Genomic DNA, 12687 nt, shown 5'->3' on the forward strand with positions numbered 1-12687 from the left:
CAACCGATTAACCTTTACTTTTATTATTAAATTATTGTTTGTATTAAATTTTGTTCACTCTCATTAGCCGGTAAAAATTTTTCTCTATAAAGTGCAATAATTTGATTAACGCCTTTACCAATATCATCTAAATGGTTATTAGAAATAACAATGTCTGCTAGATATCTTGTCGGAGCGATATACCTGAAAAAACCGTCTCTAACATTTGATTTTATCTCTCGTCGTTTAGTTTCTTCAATTGAAGTACTTCTCTCATTAACATCACGACTAGCTCGTCTTTCCACATTCGCCAAATAGGAGTCAGGTTGAATGAATATGCCCAATTTCTCTGAAGTTTCTAGCCTCTCTATGATCTTTAAAGCAAAAATACCCTCAACAATCAAACTATCAGTAGGCTCTACTCGCACTGTTTCTGGGAGTCTATTTTGTTGTTCAAAACTATATAGCGGACTTTCTACGGGCTGACCTGCTTGTAATTGCTCTAAATGCTCTACTAAAAGCTCAATATCTATTGCATCTGGCGTATCAAAATTTTTGCGAGGATTAGTCACATCCTTTATTTTGTAATAATTATCCATTTTCAAAATTTTTGCCCCAATATGCTGGCGATTAAGCTCCGCCGCAAGTTCGGCTGCCAACGTTGATTTACCACCACCTGATGAACCAGCAATAAAGAAAATAACCACAGCTTCTCCTAAAAAAAGTGCATATATTAGGGTAAAAAATTTTATTTTAATAGCTTAAAATATAGCCATAGAACACTTTTTTTATACCAATACGAATAAAATGCAGACAACATGCGCAGAATGAGCAATTGACAAACAATTTTAACTGAATATAATGCCTAAAAAACTTGGGATTTCATCATGCGCTATTTCAGACTTTTTTTTGCCCTCTCATGTTTCGTTTCTTTTAATGCTGTTGCAGAACCACCTAATCTTACCTGGGTAAAGAAAGAAATTGAGGTTTATCACGATTCTGGCGCTTATCAAAGAGAATTAACTGCTGTTATTGAAGAAGCGCATCAATATCTCCTAAAGCAGGTCGCATTAAATAAACAGCGCCAAACCAAGGAAGAACTTGCGCTCGTGTTAGATATTGATGAGACGAGTCTAAGTAACTATGATAAGCTTGCACGCCGTAATTTTATGGGTACTCGTGAGGTTATTCATAATGAAATACTCGCTGCAGATTCTGCACCTATTAAACCTATGCTTGCCCTTTATCAAGATGCTTTAAAAAATGGTATAAAAGTTTTTTTTGTAACGGGTAGAACTGAATCTGAATGTGATGCAACTCAAAAAAATCTATTAGTTGCTGGTTATAAAGACTGGGCTGGCCTTTACTGTAAACCCGATAATTATAATTCATACTCTATTGTTAAATTTAAAACAAAGATGAGAAAGCTTATTACCGAAAAAGGTTATACTGTAGTAGCAACTATTGGTGATCAATACAGTGATTTACTAGGTGGATTTGCTAAAAAGGAATTTAAGTTGCCTAATCCTTTTTATTATTTGCCTTAAAGGCTTACCGTGTTTCACCAGTAGAGCATCAATCTTATAGTGTACTGCAGTCTGCAATTGTTGGGCTGCGCTGTGCTTAAGCCCAACCTACTCTTGAATCTAGAACGGATAGGGTATCCAGATTTTAGAATAAGGTAGGGCAACATCATCCTAAATTCAAAGTGGTACAAAAGTAGCCTTTGCTAATATCTTTAAATATATTCCACTTCAAGTATTTCGTATTCTACAATCCCCCCGGGTGTTTGTACGGTGACCGTGTCACCTTCTTGCTTAGCAATTAATGCTCGGGCAATAGGCGAACTATAAGAAATTTTATTTAACTTAATGTCTGCCTCATCCTCTCCAACAATTTGAAAGGTCATTTCTGTATCATTTTGAATATGACAAACACGCACTGTAGCACCAAAAACAACCCGGCCATTATTAGGTAGTTTTGTAATATCTACTATTTGTGCATTAGCCAATTTTGCTTCTAATTCTAGAACTCGGCCCTCATTAAAACTTTGCTGTTCTCTAGCAGCATGATACTCAGCATTCTCTTTTAAATCACCATGGGCACGTGCAGTAGCAATTGCATCTACAATTCGTGGCCGTTCAACGAATTTTAGACGATGTAATTCTTGTTGAAGAGCTTCGGCTCCTTGTACTGTCATAGGGTGTTTTTGCATAATTACCTCTAATGTAAATCCTGTAGTCGTGTTACTGTTTCCCGATCCTCATATTTCATTGCCAAACAGGCTGCTTCTGCACCTGATAAGGTTGTCGTATAACTAACTTTATGCTGTAGAGCATTACGACGTATAGCAAAAGAATCAGCGATGGCTTGCTTACCATCTGTTGTATTAACAATAAAATCAATTTCATGATTTTTTATAAGATCAACGACATGTGGCCTCCCTTCAGCTACTTTAAACACCCGACGACAATCAATACCCGCTGCTTGTAGTACAAGAGCAGTACCGCGCGTAGCAATAATTTCAAATCCTAACTGGATTAGACGCTTTGCAATCTCACCAACCCGTGCTTTATCAGCATCACGGACTGAAACAAACGCACGTCGTCTTTTTAAAATATTTGAACCAGCACCTAATTGGGCTTTAGCATAAGCTTGTCCAAAACGTCTGGCAATTCCCATTACCTCACCTGTTGATTTCATTTCAGGACCTAAAATTGAATCAACATCTTGAAATTTAATAAATGGAAAAACAGGCATTTTAATAGAATAAAAAGGTGGCATAGGATAATGCTGGCTTAAACCTTGCTGTTTTAAAGTTTGACCTATTTTACAACGAGCAGCAATTTTTGCCATTAATAAGCCTGTTGCTTTCGATACAAAAGGCACTGTTCGTGATGCACGAGGATTTACCTCCAGAACATAGATATCATCAGCTTGTATAGCAAATTGCGCATTAATTAATCCTACCACGCCTAGCTTTAAAGCCATTTGTCGTATCTGCTCAATCAGATCTTGTTGTACAACTACACTCAAACTAAACGGGGGTAAGGTGCAAGCAGAATCACCCGAATGTACACCTGCTTGCTCAATATGTTCCATAATAGCGCCAACCACTACATCTTTACCATCACAGACAGCATCTATATCAACTTCAATAGCATCATTTAAAAATTTATCAAGCAATACAGGTGAATCATTAGAGACAGCAACGGCATGCTCTAAATAATAACGTAAATCCTCTTCATGATAGACAATTTCCATCCCTCGACCACCTAATACATAAGAAGGTCTAACAACTAATGGATAGCCAATTCGCTTAGCTACTTTTATAGCTTCTTCAAGGCTTCGAACGGTGCCATTAGGTGGTTGATGCAATTTTAATTCTTGTACAAGTTTTTGGAATCGCTCTCTATCTTCTGCCATATCAATAGCATCTGGAGAGGTTCCTAAAATAGGTACACCATTTGCTTCTAACGCGCGTGCTAATTTCAAGGGCGTCTGGCCGCCATATTGAACAATAACGCCCATTGGTTTCTCAATAGCCGCAATTGATAAAACATCTTCTAAAGTGACGGGTTCAAAGTAAAGCCGATCTGAGATATCAAAGTCAGTAGAGACAGTCTCAGGATTACAATTTACCATAATAGTTTGATAGCCTGCTTCTCGCAAAGCCATAGCGGCATGAACACAGCAGTAATCAAATTCAATTCCTTGCCCTATGCGATTTGGCCCGCCACCTAAAATCATAATTTTCTGTTTATCTGAATCAGGTCTTGCTTCGCAAACTGTTTCATAACAAGAATACATGTAAGCTGTATCACTAGGAAACTCACCGGCACAAGAATCAATACGTTTATATACAGGCGCCACACCTAACGCTAAACGGCGCTTTCTTACTGCCTCTTCACTACAATAAAGTAGGCGAGCAAGGTAAGCATCTGAAAAGCCGCGTTTTTTTAATTGCTGTAATGTTAACTTATCAAGTTCATCAATCGCTTTACCGAAAATACTACGCTCTATAAGCACTAACTCTTGAATCTGAGCCAAAAACCAAGGATCCACTTTACTTTCATTATGGATTTCCTCTAATGATAAATCCTGCCTAAAAGCGTCAGCAATATACCATAGCCTATTAGGCGTAGGCTCTCTTAAATGACCACGTAAACGAGCTAAATCATCGCCCTTCTTGAATATAGAATGTAGTCCAGTACGACCAATTTCTAAACCACGAATAGCTTTTTGTAATGATTCTTGAAAATTAGCACCAATTGCCATTACCTCGCCTACTGATTTCATTTGAGTAGTTAATGTAGTAGACGTTTCTGGAAATTTATCAAAATTAAAACGGGGAATCTTAGTAACGACATAATCAATACTAGGCTCAAAGGAGGCGGGTGTTTTACCACCGGTAATTTCATTGCGCAGTTCGTCAAGCGTATAACCTACTGCAAGTTTGGCAGCCACTTTTGCTATTGGGAAACCTGTTGCTTTTGAGGCAAGTGCTGAACTTCGGGATACTCTAGGATTCATTTCAACAACTAACAAACGACCATCTTCCGGGTTTACTGCAAATTGGACATTAGAGCCTCCTGTGTCGACACCTACGGCTCTTAACACTTTAATTGCAGCATCCCGCATACGATGATATTCTTTATCTGTTAATGTTTGCGCTGGCGCAACAGTAATAGAATCACCGGTATGTACACCCATTGGATCGAAATTCTCAATCGTACAAACAATAATACAATTGTCTTTTTTATCGCGTACGACTTCCATTTCATACTCTTTCCAACCTAAAACAGACTCATCAATCAACAATTCGCGAGTAGGTGATAAATCTAAACCGCGGGTACAGATTTCTTCAAATTCTTCTCTATTATAAGCGATACCACCACCGCTACCACCCATAGTAAAAGACGGTCTAATAATCGCTGGGAATCCTAGCTGTGCTTGCACCTGAAAAGCTTCTTCCAAGCTGTGTGCAATTGCTGATCGGGGCATCTCTAGACCAATTTTTTTCATTAGTTTGCGAAAACGATCGCGATCTTCAGCTTTATCAATTGCTTCTTGCGTTGCTCCAATCATCTCAACATTGTATTTAGCTAAAATTCCCTCTCTTACTAAATCAAGTGCACAATTAAGCGCTGTTTGGCCACCCATGGTAGGCAATAATGCATCAGGCCGCTCTTTTTCAATAATTTTAGCAACCTCTACCCATTGCACTGGTTCAATGTAAGTAGCATCGGCAAGCTCTGGATCTGTCATAATCGTAGCAGGATTAGAATTAACTAAGATAATTCGATATCCTTCTTCTTTTAAAGCACGAATAGCTTGTGTGCCAGAATAATCAAATTCACATGCTTGACCAATTACAATAGGACCAGCGCCCAGAATTAAAATAGATTTTATGTCAGTACGTTTTGGCATTTTTACTACTAAAAAAACAAATTACGCTATTTTACAGTCTTTAGCCCAAAATTTATACCCGTTTTTATTGAAAAATAGATTATTTTTAAGATATTCTGGCTAGGCCATTGTTAGGCTTGTTAAAAATAGTGCAAAAAATGATGGATGTTTAAAATTATTAAGCTTAAGGTAAATTAATTAGTTTTTAATAAAGGACAGCATATGTTAGTTAAATTAACTTCAGCAATTGTAGGTTTAATACTTAGTTATTCTAGTTACGCCCAGAATATAGATACATGCCAAATTCAATTTGCTGTTTCAACTCCCCCTATTGCTTTAGATCAACAGGTCGCATTTAATGTGACTAATTATCAAAATGTAACCAAATCTGTTACTTTGCAAGGTGGTAGCGCACCTCAATTTATTTCCGAACTACCTTGTAATGACATACCTTACGTTATAAGTGCAACGCTTTACAACCTCCCTTCTAAATCATTATTACAGCCAAATCCTATTGGACAGTGCACTTTAAAAGCCGGGCATATCATACTTGGTTCTAAAGATAATAGTGCATCTGTAGTATTTCCACAGGATTTTATTTGTTAGGGATTAAAACCATTTCTAGATGCTGCGAACCAAGTCGCGGCATGTAGCCATAAATTATAAACGTATTCTAGCCTAATTCATAAATTCGCTATTTTTATGTTATCTTTGCCCATAAAAGTCCTAAAATCTCATGCCAGGCTATGGTTAGATAGACTAAATTTTGGGGATTAGGTAGGTAAACTTTGCGCCAATATTCACTATCCCAATAAATTGTGAAATCAGTAGGCGCGGCTATTGGATTTAAACCTTCATGCTTACACATATACATTGATCTGGGCATATGCGTTGCTGAAGTAACTAGATAAAAAGGTGCACTACCTAAATACCTTTTTAATCCTTTGGCTTGAGCAGCAGTATTAATTGAAGAAGTTTCTAAAACAATTTTATTATCAGAAACGCCTAGAAGCTTTACCACGCTTGCCATACGTTTAGCCTCTGCAATATCGGCCCCATATCCTCCACCTGATAACAATAATTTTGCATTAGGTAATTGTTGCAGTAAACGAATACCTTCAATTAAACGCTTTAAACTTGCACCATATAACAACATATTGGCCGGCTTATTAATAGCCGGAGACTGCCCTCCACTTAAAACAACAACCCATTGAATATGTGGATTAGGTTGGGTAACAATAGGATATTGATTTTCTAGGGTTTTAGTCATTAATTTAGGAACCCATCCTGTACTAAACAAAAGTAGCAAAATAAAAATAGTCGAAAAACCTAAAAAAATAAGGCGCTCTGCCTTTCTTTTATAAAGAATAATTAAATAACTAGCGAATAAAAACAGAAAAATAGAAAAGGGATTAAGTACGGTTTCTATTAAGTGCCTAAGAGCAAACATTATCTAACCCGGCGCATCAAATAGATACCCAACACAGCGAATAAAAATGTAGGCCCTAGGGCCGCAATTACCGCTGGCCACTGTAATACTTGACTAATTGGGCCAAAAAAACGATTTAAAATATGAAAGCTAAATCCTACAATAGCCCCTGCTAATAATTTTGAGCCCATTGTTGAAGAGCGTAATGGGCCAAAAATAAAAGGAATCGCTAATATCATCATTACAGTACTAGTTAGCGGCTGAATAATACGCTGCCAATAAGCAAGTTGATAATTAAGAGCGACTTGATGGCTACGCTTTTGAATTGCTAGAAATTGTTTTATCTCTCGTAAAGTCATCTCATCTGGTTCACTCTTGATTAACTTTAAAACCATAGGTTTCACTGGAACATCCCAAAGCATGCTAGGAATTTGGCGTGTTTGAACTTGGTTATCTTTAAAAAGAGTTTCTTTAACATCAAAGGCAACCCATTGATTTTTAATCAACATTACAGATAATATCTGGCGCGCAAATACTAACTTATGGTCATCATTAAAACGAAATTGATAAACATTAAATAAAGAATGGTTAGGTAAAACACTGGTAATCGTAATAAAATCATTATGATTGCGTAACCATACCCCTTGAGCTGTACTTAACGTTTGCCCACCACTAACAGCCTGTAGTTTCTGCTTATTTGCGAAATGCGCTAATCGAGGTATTAATATCTCCGCGGTCAAAGTCACAGTAAGTATTAAAATGAGGGCAACTTTAAGTACAGATAGGGTAATTTGACTAATAGAAAGGCCTGCTGCCCGCATTACAATAAGTTCGCGATTATTAGCCATGACGCCAAGCCCAATTAAGCAGCCTAATAAACTTGCCATAGGAAAAAACAAATAAACTTGATAAGGCATCTGTAGAAGTACGAAAAAAGATGCTTGCATAAAGCCAAAATCTGCACGTCCTAACTCATCTAATTGATTAACAAAGAGAATAAATACTTGTAGCCCAGCCAACATTAAAGTAACTAAGCCTGTCGCGGCTAGAATATTTTTAGCGATATAGCGATCAATTAATTTCATTCTTTAATTATCCTAATTTCAGCCAATTTCGCCAAACAAGAACTAGGCCAATTAGTAAGACAACAATATGAATCCACCAAATTCCTATAGCTACAGGAATTTTACCGTCAATCATCCAATCCCTAGCTACGAACATAAAATTTGCATAAATGATGTATAGAATAATGGCCGGCAGAAGTTTAGCAAACTTTCCAGAACGAGGATTAACCCGACTTAAAGGTACAGCAACCAAGGTTAAAGTGAGGACCATTAATGGTATGGAAAATCGCCATTGTAATTCAGCAGCCTTACGTTTATCAGGATTATTTAAAGGCCAAAGATTTTTTGTTTCTATGCTGCGCACATCTTGTTTAGTTTCAATAGTTGGGTGCGGTAAACGTGCCTGATATTGATCAAAATTAACAATACGATAATCACTTTGTCCAGGTTGGCCCTCATATTCATTACCCTTATTTAAAATGAGGTAATCTTCATGAGACTCTTCATCCGTTTTAGCAAACGCTTGATTTGCCCATAAAACATCCCAATGAGGTAGATGATTTTTAATCGATAATTTAGCTAAAAAGATATTTTTAGCTGTTTGATGATTACGATTCACTGATTCTATATAAAATATTTCTCGCCCTTGTGCAATTGCACGAAAACGACCAGGTATAACGGTTTGAATAACTGTTTGCACCCCTGTAGTACGAATTAATTTCGTTCGCTCAATTGCAATAAGAGGACTTGCCCAAAGCATTAAAACCATGACAAGTGCACCTACAAACATAGCCATTATATAACTGTGCTTAAGTAATCGAGATGGCCCGTAACCACAAGCTTGTAATACGGTCATTTCGCTTTCAGCATATAAGCGGCCATAAGCAATAAGCAACGCAACATAAAAGCCTAGAGGCAAAAGTAGTGCCATTAAATTAGGTAACTCAAGCATCATTAGCTTCATGATAATAGTAAGAGGAATTTGTCCACTAGCTGCCCTATTTAAATAACGGACAAATTGGTTACTCATAAAAATAAGCACCAAAATAGTCGTAAGAGACGTTAAAGTTACAAATACCTCTTTTGCTAAATAACGGAAAATTAGCACAGCTTAGCTCTCAAAATTATTAACCTTTAATCCTAATGTAAGTGAGCAGTTCTACCCTCTTACCAAAGTGATATGCCACTAATTCATTACATACTAAACAAAACCTACTTGCATAGCCATTAACTTTCTGTAAACTAGCAACTTTTATGGATGATAGGAAGCATAATAATGCAATATGGTTTAACCCAAACATTAGATTCAATTACCACTGAATGCCTTGTTATTGGTTTATTTGCTAACAATGAACCACCAACTCTTCCTAATGAAATCCAATCTTACTCAAATTTACTACCGCAATTAACACAAAAATTACAAGAAGCAGGTGATTGGGCTTGGCAAACAAATGTAGATAATCCTAGCATATTGTTAGTTCATTGTGGTAAACAAAATATGTTTACTCCGTCTAGCCTTAATAAACGACTCAATGAAATTTCCACATTGTTATTAAAACAGCGTATCCAATCAGCAACAATTTGCTTACCGCAGGTTTATAAGCAAGATGCTAATTGGCAAATTACCCAAATGATTCTACAAATTAATGCCCAGAATTACCAATTAAATACGTTTAAAACAGTTAATAGAAAAGAAAACAGCCTAAATTTTGTTCAGTTTTATTTAGAGAATGCGGATGAATCTGCAATTAATATAGGTATAGCCATTGCCGAAGGTATAACCTTAAGTAGGAATTTGGCTGACTTACCAGCCAATCACTGCACACCAACTGTATTAGGCGAGGAAGCGTTAAGACTTGCTAAGGAACACGATAGTATAAAAGCTAAAGCATTCACAAAGCAGGAAATTGAAGAATTAGGTATGGGGGCTTTACTTGCTGTTAGCCAAGGTTCAATAGAACCACCGTGTTTTATAGAAATACAACATCAGGGTGGCAATAATAGTAAGCCCTTTGTTTTGGTCGGAAAAGGCATTACCTTTGATTCTGGTGGTTTATCCATTAAGCCTGCTAATGCTATGGATGAGATGAAATATGATATGACAGGTGCCGCTACCGTTCTAGGCATACTTAAAGCTTGTGCTCTACTTAAATTACCTATTAATGTAATAGGGCTTATAGCTAGTGCCGAAAATTTACCCAGTGGTTCCGCTGTCAAACCAGGAGACATTGTTACCAGTCTCTCAGGACAAACTATTGAAATTTTAAATACCGATGCTGAAGGAAGATTAGCTCTAGCTGATGCTTTAACCTATGCTGAACGCTTTGAGCCTGAATTTGTTATTGATATTGCTACTTTAACTGGTGCTATGGTTGTTGCATTAGGTACTGTTAATACAGGTTTTATGACTTCAGATGACACACTTGCTGAGCAACTTCTCTTAGCAGCCAAAGAAAGTGGCGATAAGTGTTGGCGTATGCCACTTGAAGAAGAATATCAAGATGCATTAGATAGTCCACTTGCTGATATGATTAATGCGGGCTTTGATCGGTCCGCTGGTGCTATTACCGCAGCTTGTTTTTTATCACGTTTTACCAAAAAATATCGTTGGGCCCATTTAGATATTGCTGGAACTGCCTGGGTATCAGGTAAAAAACGGCAAGCTACAGGCCGTCCTATTCCCTTATTAATACAGTTATTACGCTATGCAGCCACGCGTTGATTTTTATTTAATGTCTAGTGCTGATGTAAAAGCACGTTGGTTACTTGTTTGTCGTTTGTTAGAAAAAGCATACACTCGACAACATCAAGTCTTTGTCTTTTGTAATAATAAAGATGAAGCTGAATTAATAGATGAGTTACTTTGGACGTTTAAAGATGACAGCTTTATTCCACATAACTTACAAGGTGAAGGACTTAAACCGCCTCCCCCTATTCAAATTGGCTATGAAGAACCCAAAGGGTTTAAAGATATTTTACTTAATCTAGCTCATGAGGTACCTCCATTTCATGCGCGTTTTTCGCGAATTATAGAAGTAGTGCTTAATACAGAACCTGCAAAGGAAGTTAGTCGAGTTCACTATCGCTTATATCGAAATAAGCAATGCGACTTACATACTCATCCAGTAGAATAACGTTTTATTAGAAAGTGTTAAATTTGAGCGCAGATGATTTAAAAATAACCCTAAAAAAACCCAGCATAGCTAAGCATTTTTAAATGCATTATTTTCATGCAAGATGCGCCAAATACAGCATTTCAGTGATAAAATGTTTTAAGTATATTGATTCGCCAAAACAATTTGTAAACCTGCAGCTGTTAGTGATAAAAAATTATATCCTGGGTCAATTGTAGTTCTTTCAAGCCACTCATTAGCGATACAAATATCTGTGGCATGCTGAGCTTCTTCCAACGTTACCGAATATCCCAATTTTTCCGAAAGAATATTAGTAGCGGTTTCATTGATACTCAAAAATACATTATCGCGAGTCTCTCCGCGTACTTTCATTTCGTCATAAAATAATTTTAAAATATTAATTTCATTCATCATTATTAATTCTACTAAAAGTTTATTTATAAAATAACTAAAGCACTCTCTTAATACTATAGTATGTCTTTGATAAAGCGTGAAAACATACCATTCTTAAATATATATAAATTACTTTAAGCTAAAGCATTGAAGAACATGGATCACATGCTAAAATATACTCACTTTGTTTTTCAACGTATACTCATGAAAGCTAATCTCTTAAATCTATTATTAATTATTTTTGCCTTCTCAAGCCAGACTACTTTTGCAGCGCAAAATACTATCTCGTATAAAAATGAGCGCGGCTCCATTCTACAGTTAAATATCCAAGATAATAATAAAATAGATGGTTATTTTACAACGGCAGTTGCTTCTAAAACTTGTCCACAAGCTATTAATGTAAAAAGGCCCATTACAGGTTTCATGATTGGTAACGCAATTACAGTTAGTATCGTTTACCCTATGTGTGAATCTGTACTAAGTTTGAGTGGTAATTTTGATAAAAATAAACAGACACTTGATACTATTTCAATTTTAAATAAACAAGCCGAAAATATTATTAAAGAAGGCCCTGGCGCCCGCTTTATTGGTCATGACTTCTACAAAAGGTTAAGTTAAATCTAATTAGATATTCTACATAGAATGCCTTTAAATGAAAAAACACTAACCAATTTAAAAAAAAATTTCTCAAAAAGATTAATTTTGTATAATATATGGCTTTTCGCAGATAACGCAATAAATAAAGATCATGAAAAATAGTCAACTATTGTTACATAGCTTAATTTTCTTAATTCTTGTTTCTTGTTTTCAAGCGCAAGCCCATACACAAACAGCACCTAAAGAAACCGCTGTTACACAGATGCAGCAAGATATTCTTTTTTATATTAACCAATATCGAATTAAACATGGATTATCGCCTTTAAAACTTAATGAAGTTATCTCAGCTGAAGCAACCCAGCATAGTAAGGCGATGGCGGCACATCAAGTACCCTTTGGACATCAAGGCTTTTCTACGCGCATTGAGCACTTATATTCAGCTATTAAAAATGCACATGGAGGTGCTGAAAATGTTGCCTATAATTATAAAACGGCGAAAATAGTTGCTAGTGAGTGGATAAAAAGCCCCGGTCATAGAAGAAATATTATAGGTAACTATAATTTAACAGGTATAGGAATTGCTTATGATAACAAAGGTAAAATTTATTATACGCAACTCTTTTTACGCACTATTTAGGCAAACTTATTATAATCTTAAGTAAATAAGATTAAAATTTTATTC

General features: G+C 36.3%; 13 protein-coding genes. 6 read left to right on the forward strand and 7 right to left on the reverse strand.

Annotation, left to right across the window (positions count from 1 at the left end; genetic code table 11):
• Positions 1-26: 26 nt before the first annotated feature.
• Complete coding sequence (locus DYH30_RS10240) at positions 27-686, reverse strand: uridine kinase family protein (RefSeq protein WP_160116195.1); 660 nt, start codon at positions 684-686, stop codon at positions 27-29.
• A 180-nt stretch (positions 687-866) separates the two neighbouring features.
• Between DYH30_RS10240 and DYH30_RS10245 the strand changes: the two genes are divergently transcribed.
• Positions 867-1526: an HAD family acid phosphatase gene (locus tag DYH30_RS10245; protein WP_115331569.1), complete on the forward strand. Its 660-nt coding sequence runs from the start codon at positions 867-869 to the stop codon at positions 1524-1526.
• A gap of 191 nt (positions 1527-1717) precedes the next feature.
• On the opposite strand, the gene greA is transcribed toward DYH30_RS10245, so the two are convergent.
• Positions 1718-2194, reverse strand: coding sequence for a transcription elongation factor GreA (greA, locus tag DYH30_RS10250; RefSeq protein ID WP_115331570.1), 477 nt, complete (start codon positions 2192-2194; stop codon positions 1718-1720).
• An 8-nt stretch (positions 2195-2202) separates the two neighbouring features.
• A complete protein-coding gene (gene carB, locus DYH30_RS10255) occupies positions 2203-5409 on the reverse strand; it encodes a carbamoyl-phosphate synthase large subunit (protein WP_115331571.1) in 3207 nt (1068 codons plus the stop codon).
• A 201-nt stretch (positions 5410-5610) separates the two neighbouring features.
• Here carB and DYH30_RS10260 point away from each other — a divergent pair, with 201 nt between their 5' ends.
• Positions 5611-5994, forward strand: a complete 384-nt coding sequence (locus DYH30_RS10260) for a hypothetical protein (protein ID WP_115331572.1) — start codon at positions 5611-5613, stop codon at positions 5992-5994.
• Between the two features lie 94 nt (positions 5995-6088).
• Here DYH30_RS10260 and DYH30_RS10265 read toward each other — a convergent pair whose 3' ends face one another.
• Genes DYH30_RS10265 through lptF form a run of 3 tightly spaced genes read right to left on the reverse strand, consistent with a single transcriptional unit; the run spans position 6089 to position 8989 of the window.
• Positions 6089-6838, reverse strand: coding sequence for a YdcF family protein (locus DYH30_RS10265; protein WP_115331573.1), 750 nt, complete (start codon positions 6836-6838; stop codon positions 6089-6091).
• A complete protein-coding gene (gene lptG / locus DYH30_RS10270; protein ID WP_115331574.1) occupies positions 6838-7902 on the reverse strand; it encodes an LPS export ABC transporter permease LptG in 1065 nt (354 codons plus the stop codon). Before lptG ends, DYH30_RS10265 begins: the two co-directional genes overlap by 1 nt.
• A 7-nt stretch (positions 7903-7909) precedes the next feature.
• Positions 7910-8989 carry an LPS export ABC transporter permease LptF gene (lptF, locus tag DYH30_RS10275; RefSeq protein ID WP_115331575.1) on the reverse strand — a complete coding sequence of 360 codons (1080 nt, stop codon included), beginning with the start codon at positions 8987-8989 and terminating at the stop codon, positions 7910-7912.
• Positions 8990-9157: 168 nt separating this feature from the next.
• On the opposite strand from lptF, the gene DYH30_RS10280 reads away from it, so the two are divergent.
• On the forward strand, positions 9158-10603 hold the full coding sequence (locus tag DYH30_RS10280) for a leucyl aminopeptidase (protein WP_115331576.1): 1446 nt from the start codon (positions 9158-9160) through the stop codon (positions 10601-10603).
• On the forward strand, positions 10587-11015 hold the full coding sequence (locus DYH30_RS10285; RefSeq protein WP_115331577.1) for a DNA polymerase III subunit chi: 429 nt from the start codon (positions 10587-10589) through the stop codon (positions 11013-11015). The genes DYH30_RS10280 and DYH30_RS10285 overlap by 17 nt, the downstream gene beginning before the upstream one ends.
• Before the next feature lie 138 nt (positions 11016-11153).
• Here DYH30_RS10285 and DYH30_RS10290 read toward each other — a convergent pair whose 3' ends face one another.
• Positions 11154-11426 carry a hypothetical protein gene (locus DYH30_RS10290; RefSeq protein WP_115332554.1) on the reverse strand — a complete coding sequence of 91 codons (273 nt, stop codon included), beginning with the start codon at positions 11424-11426 and terminating at the stop codon, positions 11154-11156.
• A 147-nt stretch (positions 11427-11573) separates the two neighbouring features.
• On the opposite strand from DYH30_RS10290, the gene DYH30_RS18305 reads away from it, so the two are divergent.
• Positions 11574-12026, forward strand: a complete 453-nt coding sequence (locus DYH30_RS18305; protein WP_242604666.1) for an avidin/streptavidin family protein — start codon at positions 11574-11576, stop codon at positions 12024-12026.
• A 130-nt stretch (positions 12027-12156) separates the two neighbouring features.
• Positions 12157-12642: a CAP domain-containing protein gene (locus DYH30_RS10300; RefSeq protein ID WP_115331578.1), complete on the forward strand. Its 486-nt coding sequence runs from the start codon at positions 12157-12159 to the stop codon at positions 12640-12642.
• Positions 12643-12687 lie beyond the last annotated feature (45 nt).

Origin of the sequence: Legionella busanensis (assembly GCF_900461525.1) — a bacterium.
Classification (GTDB): domain Bacteria; phylum Pseudomonadota; class Gammaproteobacteria; order Legionellales; family Legionellaceae; genus Legionella_C; species Legionella_C busanensis.